Here is an 18,937-nt window from a genome sequence, read left to right as displayed (position 1 = left end):
TGGCTGTTTTTTTGCCGCTGTGCATATTTCTACGACCCTAAACATGTAGAAACACAGGAGCAAATGCATACTGTCGCAAGTAAAATGGATGAAAATATTGAGGGAACGGTCAAGAACCAATCAATCTTTGAATCAATTCAACAGTCGATCGATCATTTAAAAGAGAAGGTTCAATCACAAACTGACAATAAGGAACAGTTTGCCCAATTAATACAAGATACAAATAAAGCTATACAAATCCTGGCTAACCTATTTTAAAAAACTCGCTAATTGCGAGTTTATTAATCCTTTGGTGAAGGCCACATAAAAATGGGAGGTGAATTTGCACCTCCCAATCATCTACTACTTTCCTGGAGTGAGTGTTAGCTTCTGCCCCTCTGTTTCATCTAGCCTAGTTGTATGATAATCACCTTCCACCCAATCGTCCATTTGGTCGTGATACCATTCACTCTTGAAATGGCCAGCCTGACCTGGTCCAACTATATGGTACCCTGTATTCATATCACTTGTATCGATAACAAATCGCCAGGATGCACCATGGTCGACCTCACCAGTCTCAGCATCATAACTAGCTGCCATCGGTGTTACACTACTACCCCCAACAGGAAGTGGGTCTTCCTTATTAAAGAACAAGTCCAAAAATGGGCTAGCACTCGATAACGGATGATTAAATTGGACCTGATGATAATCTCCCCATTCCCAAGCTGTTAAATCATTCCCATATTCCTCGGTCAACTCGCTTATCGCATTTTCAAGAGAAGTTTTCAACACCGTTTCCATTCCACCATTTTCACGCATCCATATTGTTTCTTCACCACTTGCAGCCTTACGTAATAGGTTTTCTGCAGCTTGCCCTTGAATATGGAAAAGCTCCATCATCGTTTCTGGAATCTCATCCTCATAGAAGATATCCTGGATTTCCATCATCCAATACTCAAAAATTAAGGATTGCGGCTTCTCTTCTGCAGCAATATAATCCCAATCAGTCAGCAATTCCATCGCTTCAGCTTCTTTTTCACCAAGTTCAGACTCAGCTAATACATCTTGAAAAATTGGTACAAATTCACGAGCTCTCAGATCGGTCTGATCCATCTGTAATGCTTGCATGTCACTGGCAGTAAAATCATCACCGGATTCTAGAACTTCCTCTATCCGTTCATAGCGATAGGGCTGTGCCCAAACATTACTAATATGATAGGGATAACTGTCTGGGGCGATCTTATTATTTGCGGTAGCAATAAAGCCTTTCTCTGGATCGACCACTCTCGGCAACTCATCATATGGTATAAATCCCTTCCACTCATAGGCACTATCCCATCCCGGAAGTGGTACTAAAGCATCCGCGGCCTTTTCATAGATTGGAATTTTTCCATTTGCTTTGTAAGCAATCGTGCCATCCGTAGAGGCAAAAACAAAGTTCTGTGCCGGTGCAAGGAATTTCTCCAACCCTTTCTCAAATTCCTCCCAGTTTTTTGCCTGATTAATTTCTAGAATAGCTTCCAGCTCTGTAGTCGCATCAAGAGCAGTCCACCTCAAGGAAAGTACCGTATCTTTTCCAGTATCCTCGGCAAATTCGGAAACAACTGGACCATGTCTTGTTTCGACCACTTGATAATCAATCGTCTCGCCATCCTTTACTTTAATCGGCTCATCAATAACAGTTGCCGCTTCCCATTCTTCCTCATATAGAAATTCATTCGCATTATCCGGATTTCGTTTTTCAATATATAATTGCTGTACATCTGGCCCTGTATTCGTAACGCCCCAGGCTATATTCTCGTTATGCCCAAGAATAATTCCTGGAACACCAGCAAAAATAACCCCACTAACGTTCATATCAGCTGCTTCTAAATGCATCTGCAGCCAAATCGATGGCGTTGCAAGTCCAAGATGCGGATCATCCGCTAATAGAGGCATACCTGACTCGGTTTTGTCACCACTAACCACCCAGTTATTACTCCCATTAAACGCATGCGGTATGACCGCGTGTTCGAAGCTTGTCGCAATATCAAGCTCCCCTTCTTTAATAATGGTTGGTTTATTTTCCGGATAAGTCGGAAATAATTCATATGCCTTTTCCTCTTCAAAGTTGTTTAGCAAGTAATAATTAAATGCCTGCTGTTCCCAGTGTCCTCCAAGGTCAAATGCCATATACTTTCCAATTGTTAAGGAATCAATTGGCGTCCATTCATTTGGTTCAAACCCCAATAATGTAAATTCAATTGGTAGACTGTTATTCGCCTTTGCATCCTTTATGTACGCATTAACCCCAGAGGCAAACAACTCCAAAACCTCAATCGATTCATCCGAATAGATGTCATAGGATTTCTCAGCAGCACGGCGAAGTCCAAGCGTCCGGAAATACTTGTCCTGATTAACCGCCTTTTCCCCAACAACCTCACTTAATGTACCAGATGCCTGTCTTCTGGAAAGCTCCATCTGAAACATACGCTGCTGTGCTTGGATGTAGCCTTGCGCAATGTACAAATCATGGAGATTCTCCGCTTTAATATGTGGGACACCACTCTCATCGGTAATAACCTTCACCTCATCCTGCAGTATGGATAGCTCAATTGTTCCCTCCAGCTGTGGAAGTGATTTATTTATGTATCCGTTTACAAAAAAGAATGCACCAATACCTAGGCTTACGAGAACACCAACTATCCCTAGTAAAAGCTTCTTTTTACTTCGCTTTTTCTTTTTCGGTGTTATTGGTATCTCCTGCATTTCTTCCATTTACTTTCTCCCTCCTTAACCGAATTTTACATCAATTCAGATAAAAAAATCATAGCATGTATTACCGTAAAGTCAAGGAAGGGAAACGAGATGAATAGTTTGCCCAATCGGCTATAGAAGCGTCTATTATACAAGGTTTCTCTATATTTTTTGAAATAGCAGTCCATCACCAGGAAGATGTGTCCCCAATATCAATAAAAAAACGATTCCTGAAAAGGTTGTCTAAATGTGATAGAAGCATAGAAAATATCCACATCTATAGAACTAGATGTGGACATTTTTTCATGATCGTTAACTCCATTCTAATAGTAGCTACTATTAAATACAAAAACAGTTAGTTCTTAACCAACTACTCTTGTCCCATGCACTTCACTAACAGTTAAGTTCTTAGTAATAGATTCTAGATTTTGATTTGTAATGCCACCACCTGGAAGAATGATTATTCTACCAGCAGCATAGTCTACATACTCTTGAATTCTAGCTACATTATCTTCAATCTTAGTATTCGCGGGCCCTCCATGCGTTAGTATTCGATTGACACCATGTTCCACGAGCCAATCAATTGCTTGAAACTGCTTTTCATAAGGAATTTGATCAAATGCCATGTGGAAGGTTATAGCGAGCCCCTCTGCCAGTTCCAATAAGGAATGCATTGCCGCTTCATCAATCCAGTTCCGATCATTTAAACAACCAAACACCACACCATCCGTGCCTAATTGCTTTAGATAAATGAGATCCTGTTTCATCATTTCTAATTCTTCACGACGATAAATGAAGTCTCCACCCCTTGGTCGAATCATGGACATGACCTTCACATTTTTACGGTGGCAGTAGTTTATCGTAACAGTCGCGACACCTGGACTTACGGTGGTTCCACCAACTGCGAGGTTATCACATAGCTCAATACGATCTGCCCCTCTGTCAATAACAGCAGGGACCACTGTAAAGTTCTCCACACAGGCTTCCTTTAGCATGAATATTCACCTTCTGTCTATAATATTTACGAGGTTGACTCTTCCATTCCCACTAACCGGAATCGCTCAGCTATTTCCCCAACCTTATCGCCTGCATCATTCCATATGATGGAAGGCTTCAAAGCTCGTAACCTAGCAATGGTTTCATGGTTTTCATAGTTAATCTGCTCCAGAATACTAGCTATTATTACTGGCCAGACATCCTCAGAGCCATTTAGTACCTTTAACGCAAATCCAATTCTTTCATTTTTCAAACCGAAGCAATAGACTCCCTGTGCGCCACCCTTTGCAACAATATTCTTATCTTTCAGCAACTCCGTACAAATAAAGTCGTCGGAGGCTACCATACGTGGGTGTTCATGCATCAGACTAGTCATTTGTTTAACAGCTTTTTGCATGGAGATATCCGTTATTAACGCTGGGCAGGCTAACTTTAAATAGGTTAGTGCCATATTCTTTAAAGGAATTGCAAAAACAGGCACGCCACAGCCATCCATGCCGATTTCAATCTGTGATACTGGCACATCCGAAAGCACGGAAAGAATCTCTAATAGCTGCTGTTGAAGTGGATGTTCGATTTTCCAATATCCCTCTACCGGATAGCCCAGCTCACGGCAAACAGCAATGAACCCCATATGCTTTGCGGAACAATTATGATATAGCCTTCTCTTTTCTTTATTTTCCCAGAGCATTTTTTCTTTAGGCTGGCGATTTAATGGATAAGCAGCCGGACAGAATAATTCCTCTTCACGGACCGGTAACTTCTGTAGCATCGATTCAAGCGCATCGATATGATAGGGCTCTCCTCGGTGTGAAGCTGTAAATAAGGTCACCTCTTCATTCGTCAACCCATATTTCGTAATGATATTGGATAAAAACACAGGCAAGGCTTGAATTGGTTTTGCAGCGGAGCGGTAAAAGGTATGATGTGTAGCATCACCCACATGATAGAGACTGTCTAATTTCTCATTGACGCCACATATCATTCCAATATGGACATTCTCTACTAAACCCGCTCTTGTTTCTTCCACTAAGGTTACCGACTTCATTTTTACAGCTCCTTCGATAGAATCTCTGTTTACCATTACTATAAGCGAAAGATAAGAATGCAGGCTAGTATTTTTTCCTTCATGTAATGGATACAAAAAAAGCCTGAATCCTTTACAAACGATTCAAGCTCCCCGATCCTTTATAGCTTCGCCATGGCACCTTCATCCACAATGACAGTTACATTTGGATGATTACGTAAAATGGAAGCTGGGAAGTCTTCGGATATTTCCCCTTCAGCTAAACGGGCGATCGCTTCAGCCTTTTGTTTTCCAGAAACCAACAGTAGTACTTCTTTGCTTTCCATAATGGTTTCAATTCCCATTGTAAGTGCTTGTGTTGGTACATCATCAATTGATGGGAAAAATCTTGAGTTTGCCTCTCTAGTAGATGGTGCTAAGTCCACAATATGTGTGCTACTATGAAATGATGTTCCTGGCTCATTAAAGCCAATATGACCATTAATACCCATACCTAAAATCTGCAAATCAATCTTTCCTGCCTGTTGAATTTGTTTTTCATAATGTTGGCATTCTGCCTCCAGATCGTGTGCCGTACCATTTGGCAAATGAACACGTTCCATCGCAATATCGATATGATTAAATAGCTTCTCCTTCATGTAGCGATAATAGCTATTCACATCTTCTCTGTCCAATCCTACATACTCATCGAGGTTGAATGTCGTGACATGTTTAAAGGAAACCTGCCCTTGGTTATACTTCTCGATGAGGTTTTGATACAAGCCCTCTGGAGTTGATCCCGTTGCCAATCCAAGTACAGGCTGCTCAATTTGATTGATTTTGTCTATCATGATATTGCATGCTTGATCACTCATCTCTTGATAGTTCTTTACTTTAATGAATTCCATGTGTGCTACTCTCCTTTAAATGCAATTTCTCCACGACAAATGGTGTATGTGATGTTTAACTGGTCATCGACAAGTAAAAGGTCAGCGTCCTTGCCAATCGCAATGCTTCCTTTACGGTCATATACACCGACCTGCTTAGCAGGATTACTGGAAGCCATTTTTACAATATCGGCGAGTGTCACACCGTCAATTTCTAGCATATTTACAGCACCGTCTCGCATCTTTACAATACTTCCGGCTAACGTGCCATCCTCCAGAACTGCACGATCCTCCGTAACTGTTACAGGCTGTCCGCCAAGCTCATAATCACCTGCAGGTAAACCTTTTGCACGCATCGCATCGGTAATTAAGATAAGTCGATCACTGCCAACATTCCGATAAATAAGTGCTAGCATATCGGGTGCAACATGAATTCCATCTGCAATGAGCTCCGCATGTAAATCCTCTAGTTGAAATGCCGCTCCAACTGCACCAATATCTCGATGGTGAATCCCGTTCATTGCATTACATAAATGTGTTAGTTGATGAACGCCTTGTTCCACTGCTTTTTTGATTTCAGCAAACCCAGCATCCGTATGCCCTGCTGAAATATTTATACCAGCTTCATTTAATGCTTTGATAAATGTACCGTCTTCATCAAATTCTGGTGCCATGGTAATCGTACGAATTTGGTTACCAGAAAGCTGTTGCCATTTATTAAATTGTGCTAAATCTGGCTTTGTAATGTATTGGACAGGCTGTGCTCCTGCTTTGACTTTGTTCACAAACGGTCCTTCTAAATGAATCCCAATCATTTCTGCATAACCAGGTTTATTCCGGTAGCTTGCAGCATTTTCAAGTGCTTTTTCAATGTTTTCAGGTGATTGGGTAATAGTGGTAGCCAAAAAGCTAGTGGTACCCTCCTGAGGCAGAAGGATAGCCATATCATCCAATGCTTTTTCCGTTGCATCCATCACATCCGCACCATTTGCTCCGTGAATATGTGCATCAATGAATCCTGGAATTAAATTAAGATTCGTCCCATCGATTACTTGAACATGGTCACCAGCATGTTCCATACGTTGTTCCGATATCGCTTTAATTTTTCCATTTTCAATCCATACAGAACCATGATGAATCGTTTTATCTTCTGCGAATACTTTTGCATTGTTAATGACGATACTTTGCGTATTCATTGCTGTTCATCCTCTCGATTTCCTATAAGTATAGTTGTCTATACCAGTTTATATGTGTACAGGCTTTCATTCTTTTGATAAACTTTATATTATCTTAATTTCGCAAAAAGGAGGTTTTTCCTTGATTGATAAACAATCTCCTATACCTATATATTACCAATTAGAAGAAGAAATAAAAAGTATGATTCACACAAAACAATTAAAACCTGGAGATCTTTTACCTTCTGAGCGCGAATTTGCCGAGAAATATGCGATCAGTCGTATGACTGTTCGGCAAGCTATCAATAATTTAGTAAAAGAAGGACTTATTTATCGTCAAAAAGGAAAAGGTACATATGTTGCTGATAAGAAATTTGAACAGGATTTATCCGGTCTGACAAGCTTCAGTGAAGATATGCGGAACCGCGGTCTAACCCCTTCCAGCAATTTAATTAGCTTTGAATTTATCCAAGCAAATGAACAGCTTGCTTCCATTCTTTCAATCGCTCCAACAGACATAGTTTGCAGGATTAAACGGGTTCGTTTAGCGGATGATGAACCAGTTGCTGTAGAAACTGTTTATTCTCCACAAAAGCTCGTTGGTGATATGAATTATCTAGATTTCTCCGATTCCTTTTATGACTATGTGGAGAAAAAGCTACATCATAAGATTGGATTTGGCTATCAAACCATTGAAGCTGCACCTGCTAGCGACGAGGAAGTAAAGCACTTAAACATTCCAAAGGATAGCCCTGTCTTAGTTATGCAGCGTACTTCTTTTTTACAAAACAAAGACCAAACACCGATTGAATTTGCAACCTCTGCTTATCGTGCAGATAAATATAAATTCAAAATGAAAATGAAACGTGATTAAACTTTATTTCTATTTTTCCCCAAGAAGAAGGCTAGTATCCATCGATGCATACTAGCCTTTTCTCTACCTTAATCCTCTTTACGGATATTTTTCATTTCATCTGCTACTGCTTGAACCTGAGTCCCAACAATTACTTGGATATTATGTTTTCCTACCACATTAATTCCTGGAACACCTGTTGTTTTGATTTTTTTTTGATCAACGACGTCCATATCTTTTACTTCGACACGAAGACGTGTTGCACAGTTATCAATGGAAATAACGTTGCTATCGCCACCAAGTCCTGCATAAATCGTTTCCGCCATCATTCCAAAACGATCCTTTGAACCCGCTTGTGCGATTTCTTCATTTGTTTCAACATCATCATCTTCACGTCCAGGAGTCTTGAAGTTGAACTTCACAATTAGGAAGCGGAAGATAACATAGTAAATTACTGCAAATACTAACCCTTGAACAATTAACATAAATGGTTGATTTGCTAATGGTAGCTGTGAGCTTAATACAAAGTCAATTAGACCGGCACTAAATCCGAATCCAGCTGTCCACTCAAATAATGCTGCAATAAATAAGGAAATACCCGTTAACACAGCATGCACTAAATATAGTACTGGAGCTAAGAACATGAATGAGAATTCAAGTGGTTCTGTTACCCCTGTTAAGAACGCTGCAATACCACCAGCGAGTAGTAAGGATGCCGCTTGCTTTTTACGCTTTGTTTTCGCTGTATGATACATTGCAAGTGCAGCTGCTGGTAAACCAAACATCATGATTGGGAAGAATCCAGCTTGATACCTTCCTGTTATCCCTTTCACACCTTCACTTGCCCAGAAGTTACCGATATCATTAATTCCTGCTACATCAAACCAGAATACGTTGTTTAATGCATGGTGTAGTCCTGTTGGAATTAATAGACGGTTAAAGAATCCATATAACCCTGCACCCGTTGCACCTAATTCACTAATCGCTTCACCGAATGAAATTAGTCCTGAATAGACAACTGGCCAAATAAATAGCATCACCATGGATACAATTAGCATCACAAAAGCGGTTAAAATTGGAACTAAACGTTTACCACTAAAGAATGCTAACGCATCTGGCAGCTTCACATGACTGAAACGATTGTATAGTACCGCAGAAATACAACCAGCAAGAATACCTATAAAGACATTTTGAATACCCTCAAAGGCAATATTAACTTCTTCCACTGGAATTTGTTTTAAATTCGCAACAGAACCCGTTGAAAGTAACTTCGTGATAACAAGGTAACCCACTAGACCACTTAATGCTGCTGGGCCATCCTTTGCCTTCGTCATACCAATTGCAACCCCAACCGCAAATAGAATTGGAATAAAGTCTAAAATCGATTGACCTGCCCCTATGAAAAAGGCAGCAACTGGGTTTCCAGAACCCCAACCCTCATGGTCGATTGCATACCCGATACCCATTAACAGGGCAGCAGCAGGCAATACCGCAACCGGTAACATTAGGGACTTACCAAGATTTTGTAAATACTTCATCATGGTAAAAAAACCTCCTCTTTAATTATGTTTAGTTTGTACAATTTAAAACAATAATTGCAAGAACCGTTTGAAAACGCATTCAAACGATTATCTTGTTTTGATTATAGCATCGACTAATATAGTTGTCTATACCACTTAATCGAAAAAAATATTACAGTTTAATTCGATTTTGATATTTTTTAATCAGTAATTCATTATGGTCATCTGCCCCGTCCACATTTCCACTTAATAAGATAGGTGGTTCATAGCCATTAGCTGCCATTAGGGAAATAGATTGTGCCAGCATGCTATTTACAATGGCTGTACCAATTACGGAAGATCCCGGCGCAAATTTAATCGCAACCCGCTCATCCGCCAATAGGGCATCACCAACTGGTATATGATTGTCAATTGCTACATCAGCCGCTTCATGTAAGAATCTCCCACTTGGATGTCTAGAGGTTTGCTGCTGTGCATAGATTTTAGAAGAAATGCTTATCACAAATGCGCCTTTTTCTTTCGCGAAATCCACAGCATCGATTGGTACCGGATTTCTCCCAGAAGTTGACACAACAATGAGAACATCATTAGCACTGATATCTTGATCATTCATAAAGCCTTGCGCATAATCTACTTTTCGTTCTAGTTCGGACGATTTTCTTGCATGTTCATGAAGCATGAGCGGTTCATGAAAAATTGGATTGATCGGTACTAATCCCCCAGCACGGTAAAACACTTCTTCTGCCAGCATATGAGAATGACCACAACCAAAGACATGGATAATACCACCCGCTTGAATGGATTCCGCAATCTTGCTTGCTGCTTGGTTAATTGTCCCCGTTTCTTGTTCTTCTACCGTGTGAAGCAATTGGTTTATTTCTTGAAAATAATTTCGAATCATCATGTATGACTCCTTCTGATTTATTATTTTGCCTCAATGATGACTGTTTCCCCAGCAGTGGCTTGCTGTTCGCTTGTAAAAGTGAAGGACTTTCCACTAGTTCCGCTATTGGTAATCACAATCGGCGTCACACTACTTTTCGCATTGGCTTCAATATGAGCCACGTCAAATTCCATTAGAAGTTGTCCAACCGAAACCGTATCTCCTACTTGAATATGAGGTTGGAATCCCTCTCCTTTTAATTCCACTGTTTCTAAGCCAATATGAATCAGTATTTCATTTCCATGATTATCTTCAATACCAATGGCATGCTTCGAATCCATTAGCTGTACAATTTTCCCATCGACTGGCGATAATACTTTCCCTTCCTCAGGTTGAATTGCCATTCCCTCACCCATCATTTTTTGACTAAATACTGGATCTGGAACATCCTCTAGCTTAACGATTTTACCGTTAATGGGTGCATAGATTTTTTCTTCTTTTTTCTTAAATAAGGATTTTAGCATTGTCAGATTCCTTTCACTAGTTATTTCAATGCTATGGTATCACTGTTGGTTTGGGAGTGCAATTTGGAGGATGTGAGTTGGGGGATTAACTTTATTTATCGTTTAAGGTGACGAAGAATTTATGTGATGCTTTACAAACGAATAGCGAGTATTTTACGACCGTCTTTAGTGAAAATACAGCATAAAGTTTATTTAGCCAAAACAAAGAATGAACATCTTTTTACGTTACTATTGTTTAGGCCAGGGACTTTGTCATTCTTGTTATTTTGTAAGCTATGCCATGTCATAACTACCCCTGCCATGAAAAATGTCATCTCGCCTATTTTTCGTTCTTATTCCGTTCCTCAAAGTGTTAAAACAATACTTCATGAGTTATGAATTTCCATTAAGCATCATCAATGTCATTCAGAGTATAACTTTATAACAAAAACAAAAGCACCCGTTGCCTTTTTGACAATCAAGTGCCCTACTCTATACTGGAACAATTTAGTCTATATACTCTGCTGTACCTATAAAATCTAATTTGTATGCATTTTTATTTACTGAAGATACAGGCCTTCCACCTTTATAATAATTATAATTATAAATTAAAATAATGGTATTATATTTAGAGTTTAACTTAACATCGATAAACTGCTTTATTAACTGATCATCATATGAAAAATCCACTAGAAGCTCTTTTATATCATCTTCAGTATCCTGTACCCAATCCTTTTCAATTAAGTCTCTATCATAATAACCCAATTTAAATTCTCTCTCAAAAACAGAAGGAATACTATCTCCATCTTCATCATAAACTATTTCAGTGTATTTTTCGACCTCATCAAAATTGCTGAAGTTTCCCAACCACAAAGAAACATCATTTTTCAATGTTTTTACCTCCTTAGACCTTCTGGTAAATCCAGAACTCCATTTTTCATTCTTTTACTAGCCCATTCATTTAACTCTCTAACAAAGCTTTCATAATCAGGTGCAGAATCAATTATTTTTAAAATCTCATTATGTGCTTTTGTAGAGCCACGTCTCCCATGACGTCCGGGAGGATTTACAAATTCAACATCTTTAGTTAGGGTCCTCATGTCTTTTATATCATCCATGCTTACACCCCACTGCTTAAATTTAGGTGTTCTTGCTACAAGGTGCCATTCATGGTATCCCCCTGGACGTCTTATCCTATCTTCAATCTTACTTCTCAAATGTGGAACACTCCACATTTCCTCAAATTTATCAACTGATAAATTATCAAACCACTTATTAAATTCGTTATTTCTAACTGAAGGAATCTGCATATCCTTACCCGTAACCTTAACCCCAACACCAACCACGTCATCTGATACACCCATCATATCACTAATTTTATTCGCAAAATAGTGTGTATTTTCTGCTGGTATATGCACGTTTCCGATGTCATCAATTGCCATGACCTTACGAGTGGAAGGGATGTTTTTTGCTGAGGTAATGACCGAATCAACTGCTTTTCCAGCAGCTACGGCACCATTTGCTAGTCTACCTTTCACTACCTACTTGCGTCCTTTATTGCGCCTCCTGCATTACGCAAACGAGCTTCTGTTTGTTTTCCTGCAGCTACTACCATATCTCCTACATGCTTCATTTCTTGTTGTATACTGCTTTTCACACCTGCTTTCAAGCCCATCTGCCCCAGACTAGCTGTTCGATCGGCCAATCGAACTGCATTACTGAATCGCTTAATGGCAGAATTTGAATTCTCTATTACTTTATCGCCGCGAGCTTTGTCATTCTCGTTAGTTTTTTAGCCATTCCCTGTCATAACTACCCCTGCCATATAAAATGTCATCTCGCCTAATTATTGTACTTATTTTCACAAACCAAGTATTAAAACATAATGCCTTGATGGTATAACCATCATGAGTTATGAAATTCATACTGTCTTTTTTATGTTGACTAAAGTACACAACTTTATAAAAACAGCACTTGTTGCCTAAAAGACAAACAAGTGCTACATAGTTTGTTAATTAACTTAGAAAAGTGAGATTATAAATTACTTGATTTCAGACTCTTTTAAAGAACTCTTTATTATTCATTTCCGTTCATTTCTTGCTTTAAATATTCAGCAATTTCCGTTTGTCCTCTTTCTACGGCAAATGCATAGGCATCCATATCTTTCATGGTTTCACCAGAGTATTTTATAGATATATCAATATTACTCTCAACTAACAATTTAACAATCTCTAAATGTCCACCATATATTGCAGCAAATAGAGGATTTCTATCTGGTTCACTAATATCAAATTCCACATTCTTACTAATTAGATATTTAGCAATATCTAAATGTCCTTTTGCAGTCGCTCGTTCAAGAGCATTTGTAGAAAAAGTTCCACCTTTTACATTAATATCTAATCCAGCATTAATAAGATATTCTACTATCTCTAAATGTCCATGTGCTGAAGCTACATGTAACCATGTACCAAAAGGTGTCATCCATGTTAACATGTCTGGTTCTTTTTCAAGTAAATCTTTTACAGTATCCGTTTGCCCATTTTTTATGGCACTTCTAATATCTTTAGCATATTGAGCCTTATCCATAATAAATTCTCCTTTCACCTCTATTTTCTAGAGCTGCAATACTATGTTGTCCGGCGACTCTATTTGGTGCCCAAACTAGATTTTCTTTACCAATTACTGGGTCAATACCATATTTTCTTAATATTTCTTGACCTTCTTGAACGAGTTTTTGTTGAGCCTCACCTAAACCCTTTTTAAATAATATATGATGTGCATGTGGATCAATCATAGCTGTAGGTGGATCACCTATTAATCCTCTGAGATACTTACCAAAATCCATTTTAATTAATGCTTCATCATATTCTTTACTAGTGCCTAATTCAGACATCTTTTTTCTAAGCTCAGATAACTCTTCTACACTAAAAGTATTATTCTGAACAGCATTCTTAAGCTTATTCATCGTAGTTACATCAACATTCCCATTCACAATTATATCATCAATATAATCATTAACAGTATTACCCGTACCCTTAATATATTTCTAAAACTATTCTACGCTTCCCGCTTTTCTTTCTAAAACAAAAAACAGGCCAATCATAGTGGTTATCTGACTATAATTGACCTGTATAACGTAATATTACTGTATGAAAATAGTTTCTACAACTCTTTTTAAAAACCAGTGTTTATCCTATTCGTGTCTAAAACATCGAAAATACCTTTCCAAAGCATTCATTTCATCTAAGGAATTTTCAATAGAATATGTTTTACCCTTACTAGCTCTCTCAGGGCTGGCTCTATCTATGAAAAGGCAACAACCTGCTTTTTCAACCCAAAAGATATAATTCTTTTAGAGTATCTATAAAATCAGAATCCGTCTTTACTTCAATTACATTAATCAGATCATAAAATTGGCTTAGTTTAAAAGAAAAATTATATAGAACACCCGCGGCACTATTTAACTTTCTAGATTTATCTATATAAATCTTAGAATCACCTTTTCCTAAAAATAAAACATTATATCTATCATTTGTGCTTTTTTCTAAAATTATTCTATCTGGCTTAAGTGCATAGAAAGAATAATACTGTTCATCTGAAAAAGTTTTGAATACCCTTTGAATATTACTTAATGATGTTGCATTTTTAATCTCATTTTGAACATTTTCATCATATTTTCTTACCTCTAACTTACTTTTCGAAAAAACATATAAAGCCACTGCTGATTTATATTTATCTGAAAATACATCTACTTTGTATTCTTTTCCTCTAACAACTTCAAAAAGTTCATACTGATTATTTACTTCATTGAACGATAACTTAACAATATTTTCAGGATAATCTTCTCCACTTACTGGTGCAACATAAATAATATTTTTTTCCCCTTTAATCACTTTAAATTCGGTTTCAATTAAATTGTATATACCAATTAAGTCCATATTTCACACTCCATTATGGGTATATTTGTTTAATAACTTCAAGCTCTATTAATTCTTCTATAGAGTATGGTCGACCATTAGATTTATATTTAATAATTTGTGTCCCTCCACCTGGCTGATCAAACCAAGGAGCGATTTTCCCTGAAGTTACTTCGAAGTCATCAATAACTTCATAAACATAATAAGGCGCTTGTTCACTATGCAGAGCCAAAGCTCTACTTGGGAACGAATCGCTTTCAGGAGATAAAAAGGAACCTTTCGGTTTACCATATCTATCTAATCTGGTTCCAGGTTGTAATATTTCCACGTTTTGAGTTCCCGAAACAAATCCATGATTAGGTGGCCATTGAATTTGTCCTGTTTTTTGATCATAATATTTTGGATTCTTATATACATTCTCATATTTCTTAAATAATTCGTCACTAGGTGGATAATCCCATTTCTTCATATTTTCAGGGATTTTCACGTTCTCTACATTTTTGCCAGCTTCACTAGCTTCCTTACCAATATTTCCAGTACCCTTAACCCCAACACCAACCACGTCATCTGATACACCCATCATATCACTAATTTTATTCGCAAAATAGTGTGTATTTTCTGCTGGTATATGCACATTTCCGATGTCATCAATTGCCATGACCTTACGAGTGGTTGGGATGTTTTTGGCTGAGGTAATAACCGAATCAACTGCTTTTCCAGCAGCTACGGCACCATTTGCTAGTCTACCTTTCACTACCCTACTTGCGTCCTTTATTGCGCCTCCTGCATTACGCAAACGAGCTTCTGTTTGTTTTCCTGCAGCTACTACCATATCTCCTACATGCTTCATTTCCTGTTGTATACTGGTTTTCACACCTGCTTTTAAGCCCATCTGCCCCAGACTAGCTGTTCGATCGGCCAATCGAACTGCATTACTGAATCGCTTAATGGCAGAATTTGAATTCTCTATTACTTTATCGCCGCGAGCTTTGTCATTCTTATTGTAAATTTATATCTAGTAGTTTATAGGTAGTAGTAATCTTTTCTAATCTTGAAATTTTTAATTTTTGGGCCATAAAAATGCTCCTCCTTGGAGTAAACAGTTTTTTATTTTAACTGTCTACCACAAGGGGAGCACATCATAACCTCTGCGATTTTGTAATAACGTATACAATTTTGGTTTCTAGCCAAGCGAAATTTCAAAGTTTGCTGTTAGTAGCTAAAAGCCTATTCTATCCACTTCTAATGCTTCTTCGTCTACCTTAGCCCCACTGATACCCTCGTCTTTAAACAAGCGTAAAAGCGTATATCCTTGAGCCTGACAATATGCTTTGATTTCATCTTCTTGGTATGCAAGGCTGTATCCATCCCTTGCTTGTCCTTGTGTGGATACTCGAATATATCCGATAACTTTCATGGTATTTTCCCCCTCCGTTACTCTAATTGAGATTAACGTAACGCTTAGCCACTATATTTAATATAAATTCATTGTATGCGGCTTTAGCGATACAATCAACCCCTTTACCGATACAAAATTATTGTGTATCGTAAAAGTAACATGAAAAGAGGAAGGGAATTATCATGCCTATATCAATTAAGCTAAAGGAAATTCTTAAAGAACGTGACCTATCTCAACGTGAATTAGCACGAATGACAGGGTTGCGACCAAATACAATAAGTCATCTTTGTTCAGACAATGTGGACAGGGTTTATCTATCAACATTAGAAACGGTATGCAAAGTGTTAGACATCGACATTCAGGAGTTAATTGAGGTGGAGTAGCCTCTTGTTCTAGTAATCGTTCTATGTACGTAAAAGTTGCTAAAAAATTTAATTTGCTGGGAGAAAGCGAAGGTATAGCTTTGGAGAATAGAAATGGTGGTAACTGATGATATTATGGTTATTTGCTTAATAAAATAAAGAGTAGATAGGGCATACGTTTTAAAGATATTGTACGTACTAATGAATTTGTTAAAAAATCATATAGTGCTTACAAGTGTTATCTCTATTCTCAAAATTAAAAGGAGTTTATTCGGCACTGGGTAGCCCCCACAAAAAGAAACCTTAAAGGTTATCCCTCTAAGGTTTCCTGAAAAATTATTAGATATTTCTTATTTCTAGAAATTCACAACCAGTAATATTACTTTCTTCAACTAATTGCTTAAAAGTTTCTGACACGAATAATGGAATTTCATCTCCCTTTAATTTGAATAAATTTTTGTTATTAATTTTGTCTTCTGATACTGCATATTTTCTTACCGAATATATTTTTTCACCGTCTAAATCCATAACACTATAATCAGAGTTTTCTAGGTTTAATGCGTCAACTATCCCTAATACATTTGCAACAAAATATTCATCATTCTCTATTTTATATTTACTTTCAAAATCAACAACATTTACAGGTAGAAATTGGACATCTTCTTCAATTTTTTTTATTAAATCCTTAAACTTTTTTGATACAATGAACCAGCCTAAATTATTTGCTAAATAGTCAGTAAATCTATTTCCATCATGTAGATTAAAATAAAAAGTGATATTGTCATTCCAATTCTCTAAAAAATTCCCTTCCTTTAACTCATACTGCTCAAATCCATGTGTATCCTCACAACGAACAACTACATCATTATCGTTGCTGTCATCTAAAATTAGTTTAAAATATTTCATTTTGACCTCCAATACTCTTTATAAAGCATATCTGGATTATCCCTTACTTCCTGCTTTAACCCTTCATACAATTTAAGAAATTTCTCCCTATCTCCTTTAGCTAATCTATCATAGGTACTCAGTTTATCTAATACATAATCATGGTATGCATTTGGATGTCTCCCTTGATGAGGTAATAATTCCTTATTCCATTCATCATCTAAATCTAAACCATACTTTTTTGTTATATTCTCCATTTGAGGAGTATATTTCTTACTTTTATTTGTTGCATAGTGGTGTTTTTGTAAAGGTTTAGTAGTACCCTTAACACCAACCACGTCATCTGATACACCCATCATATCACTAATTTTATTCGCAAAATAGTGTGTATTTTCTGCTGGTATATGCACGTTTCCGATGTCATCAATTGCCATGACCTTACGAGTGGTGGGGATATTTTTTGCCGAGGTAACGACCGAATCAACTGCTTTTCCAGCAGCTACGGCACCATTTGCTAGTCTACCTTTCACTACCCTACTTGCGTCCTTTATTGCGCCTCCTGCATTACGCAAACGAGCTTCTGTTTGTTTTCCTGCAGCTACTACCATATCTCCTACATGCTTCATTTCCTGTTGTATACTGGTTTTCACACCTGCTTTTAAGCCCATCTGCCCCAGACTAGCTGTTCGATCGGCCAATCGAACTGCATTACTGAATCGCTTAATGACTGCAACACCTGGGACAATATCTAAGAAAGCGAATAAACCTCGAGTAACGCGTTCCCCAGTACCTACTTCACGGTCAGAAATCCAGTCCTTCCCAGTGATCGAAGTTTTGGCCTCTAATCCTGCAATGGTCGTACCCAACGCAACTCCAGCTAGCGGACAAACAAGCGATACTCCCGCAATAACCACTAATGTAGCAAGACTCACCCAGAATTCTTTCATGATTTGCTGATCCTTAATCGATTCATATTCAAATGCGCGCATGTTGACAGCGGCCATCCGAAACTCTTCCTGCGAGAAGTCTTGATCAGGATTCTCTGCTTTCCACATATCGTATTGGATTTTCAGCTCTTCGGCATAATAATTATCACCGCTTAATAAATCATCTAAGCTGACTTCTGTTTTCGGAATCTTTCGAGTCTGTCGTGATCCTGCACCACCATAACCATATTGAATGGTTTGTTCTTCTGTCGCCCCAATTCGATTCTCGGTTGTGTAAATCGATATTGTAGCATTACGCATCGCTTCGACGAAAGCATCGATATCCTCGTAGAATGGTTCGTCAATGACACGTTCTACAATATCACCTACTTTTCCTGTGAATTTATGTAATACCTTGAAGTCTTCAAATAAGGCTTGATAGGTGTTTTCCCGATCTTTATGACTGAAGGAGATTACGCCGTCACTATCATACTTTTCAATATCAGATTGTGCATCTTCCAGGTTTTCCGTAATATCCTTTAAATCATCAATTATTTCTTTTCCATAGGGACCTATTCCAATTAGATCACCTATGCTTGATTTCATCTTCTCCCAATCTGCCGGGATGTATCTTACATCCATTTATCAGACCTCCACATATGAAATAATTAATCTACATAGCTACCTGTTATAAATCTACGTATCTAGCTTGGTTGACTTTCTCTCTGGAACAGTTCATACAGGCATGTTCATGGGGTGGGATCGTGCTCCATTGTTGGTTGTCAAATTTTTCTATCATTATTCTACCAAACATTTACAAAATTTACTAATTTACTTTTATAAAATTTAGCTGAATTACCATGTGTTCTCAGACTTTCTATTCATCTCTTCATCGGTCCCCTACATCAGC

General features: G+C 37.9%; 20 protein-coding genes and 1 pseudogene. 3 read left to right on the top strand and 18 right to left on the bottom strand.

All coding sequences use genetic code 11. The features are described 5' to 3' along the window. Positions 1-63: 63 nt before the first annotated feature. Positions 64-258: a hypothetical protein gene (locus tag ABC228_RS06870; RefSeq protein WP_345824366.1), complete on the top strand. Its 195-nt coding sequence runs from the start codon at positions 64-66 to the stop codon at positions 256-258. A gap of 84 nt (positions 259-342) precedes the next feature. On the opposite strand, the gene ABC228_RS06865 is transcribed toward ABC228_RS06870, so the two are convergent. The 5 genes from ABC228_RS06865 to nagA form a co-directional block, all read right to left on the bottom strand. Continuing rightward, positions 343-2,736 (bottom strand): penicillin acylase family protein, encoded by a 2,394-nt coding sequence (locus ABC228_RS06865; protein ID WP_345824365.1) that lies wholly within the window; start codon positions 2,734-2,736, stop codon positions 343-345. Positions 2,737-3,077: 341 nt separating this feature from the next. After that, positions 3,078-3,710, bottom strand: a complete 633-nt coding sequence (locus ABC228_RS06860; protein WP_345824364.1) for a copper homeostasis protein CutC — start codon at positions 3,708-3,710, stop codon at positions 3,078-3,080. A gap of 26 nt (positions 3,711-3,736) precedes the next feature. Beyond that, positions 3,737-4,759: an asparaginase gene (locus ABC228_RS06855; protein WP_345824363.1), complete on the bottom strand. Its 1,023-nt coding sequence runs from the start codon at positions 4,757-4,759 to the stop codon at positions 3,737-3,739. Positions 4,760-4,899: 140 nt separating this feature from the next. Beyond that, a complete protein-coding gene (gene nagB, locus ABC228_RS06850; RefSeq protein ID WP_345824362.1) occupies positions 4,900-5,625 on the bottom strand; it encodes a glucosamine-6-phosphate deaminase in 726 nt (241 codons plus the stop codon). Positions 5,626-5,630: 5 nt separating this feature from the next. Next, a complete protein-coding gene (gene nagA, locus ABC228_RS06845) occupies positions 5,631-6,800 on the bottom strand; it encodes an N-acetylglucosamine-6-phosphate deacetylase (protein WP_345824361.1) in 1,170 nt (389 codons plus the stop codon). Positions 6,801-6,921: 121 nt separating this feature from the next. On the opposite strand from nagA, the gene ABC228_RS06840 reads away from it, so the two are divergent. After that, positions 6,922-7,653, top strand: a complete 732-nt coding sequence (locus ABC228_RS06840) for a GntR family transcriptional regulator (RefSeq protein ID WP_345824360.1) — start codon at positions 6,922-6,924, stop codon at positions 7,651-7,653. Between the two features lie 68 nt (positions 7,654-7,721). Here the strand turns inward: ABC228_RS06840 and nagE are convergent, their stop codons facing one another. From nagE to ABC228_RS06785, 11 genes and pseudogenes are all read right to left on the bottom strand, one after another. Beyond that, on the bottom strand, positions 7,722-9,173 hold the full coding sequence (gene nagE, locus ABC228_RS06835; protein ID WP_345824359.1) for an N-acetylglucosamine-specific PTS transporter subunit IIBC: 1,452 nt from the start codon (positions 9,171-9,173) through the stop codon (positions 7,722-7,724). Between the two features lie 151 nt (positions 9,174-9,324). Then, the gene (locus ABC228_RS06830) at positions 9,325-10,053 is read right to left on the bottom strand and encodes an SIS domain-containing protein (protein ID WP_345824839.1); all 729 of its coding nucleotides are present in this window, start codon (positions 10,051-10,053) and stop codon (positions 9,325-9,327) included. Between the two features lie 23 nt (positions 10,054-10,076). Then, positions 10,077-10,559: a PTS sugar transporter subunit IIA gene (locus ABC228_RS06825; protein WP_345824358.1), complete on the bottom strand. Its 483-nt coding sequence runs from the start codon at positions 10,557-10,559 to the stop codon at positions 10,077-10,079. Between the two features lie 486 nt (positions 10,560-11,045). Beyond that, entirely contained in the window at positions 11,046-11,429 is a 384-nt protein-coding gene (locus tag ABC228_RS06820; RefSeq protein WP_345824357.1) for an immunity 22 family protein, read from the bottom strand. A gap of 5 nt (positions 11,430-11,434) precedes the next feature. Further along, positions 11,435-12,076 (bottom strand): hypothetical protein, encoded by a 642-nt coding sequence (locus ABC228_RS06815; protein ID WP_345824356.1) that lies wholly within the window; start codon positions 12,074-12,076, stop codon positions 11,435-11,437. Next, positions 12,076-12,243, bottom strand: coding sequence for a hypothetical protein (locus tag ABC228_RS06810; protein WP_345824355.1), 168 nt, complete (start codon positions 12,241-12,243; stop codon positions 12,076-12,078). The genes ABC228_RS06815 and ABC228_RS06810 overlap by 1 nt, the downstream gene beginning before the upstream one ends. A 371-nt stretch (positions 12,244-12,614) precedes the next feature. After that, positions 12,615-13,124, bottom strand: coding sequence for an ankyrin repeat domain-containing protein (locus ABC228_RS06805; protein WP_345824354.1), 510 nt, complete (start codon positions 13,122-13,124; stop codon positions 12,615-12,617). After that, the gene (locus ABC228_RS06800) at positions 13,117-13,503 is read right to left on the bottom strand and encodes an AHH domain-containing protein (protein ID WP_345824353.1); all 387 of its coding nucleotides are present in this window, start codon (positions 13,501-13,503) and stop codon (positions 13,117-13,119) included. Before ABC228_RS06800 ends, ABC228_RS06805 begins: the two co-directional genes overlap by 8 nt. Before the next feature lie 364 nt (positions 13,504-13,867). Beyond that, entirely contained in the window at positions 13,868-14,476 is a 609-nt protein-coding gene (locus ABC228_RS06795) for a hypothetical protein (protein ID WP_345824352.1), read from the bottom strand. A gap of 13 nt (positions 14,477-14,489) precedes the next feature. Continuing rightward, positions 14,490-15,377 (bottom strand): TNT domain-containing protein, encoded by an 888-nt coding sequence (locus tag ABC228_RS06790; protein ID WP_345824351.1) that lies wholly within the window; start codon positions 15,375-15,377, stop codon positions 14,490-14,492. A gap of 300 nt (positions 15,378-15,677) precedes the next feature. Continuing rightward, a pseudogene (locus tag ABC228_RS06785) lies at positions 15,678-15,872 on the bottom strand (recombinase family protein); the annotation flags it as partial. 164 nt (positions 15,873-16,036) lie between these two features. On the opposite strand from ABC228_RS06785, the gene ABC228_RS06780 reads away from it, so the two are divergent. Continuing rightward, positions 16,037-16,237 carry a helix-turn-helix domain-containing protein gene (locus ABC228_RS06780; RefSeq protein ID WP_026089141.1) on the top strand — a complete coding sequence of 67 codons (201 nt, stop codon included), beginning with the start codon at positions 16,037-16,039 and terminating at the stop codon, positions 16,235-16,237. 318 nt (positions 16,238-16,555) lie between these two features. On the opposite strand, the gene ABC228_RS06775 is transcribed toward ABC228_RS06780, so the two are convergent. Both ABC228_RS06775 and ABC228_RS06770 read right to left on the bottom strand, forming a co-directional pair. Beyond that, positions 16,556-17,122 carry an imm11 family protein gene (locus ABC228_RS06775; protein ID WP_345824350.1) on the bottom strand — a complete coding sequence of 189 codons (567 nt, stop codon included), beginning with the start codon at positions 17,120-17,122 and terminating at the stop codon, positions 16,556-16,558. Then, positions 17,119-18,669 (bottom strand): AHH domain-containing protein, encoded by a 1,551-nt coding sequence (locus ABC228_RS06770; RefSeq protein ID WP_345824349.1) that lies wholly within the window; start codon positions 18,667-18,669, stop codon positions 17,119-17,121. Before ABC228_RS06770 ends, ABC228_RS06775 begins: the two co-directional genes overlap by 4 nt. Between the last annotated feature and the right edge of the window lie 268 nt (positions 18,670-18,937).

It is taken from the genome of Ornithinibacillus xuwenensis (genome assembly GCF_039614845.1).
GTDB classification, from domain to species: Bacteria; Bacillota; Bacilli; order Bacillales; family Amphibacillaceae; genus Ornithinibacillus; species Ornithinibacillus xuwenensis.
Note: the sequence above shows the minus strand (reverse complement) of the source record. Positions and strands in the feature narration are given on the sequence as shown.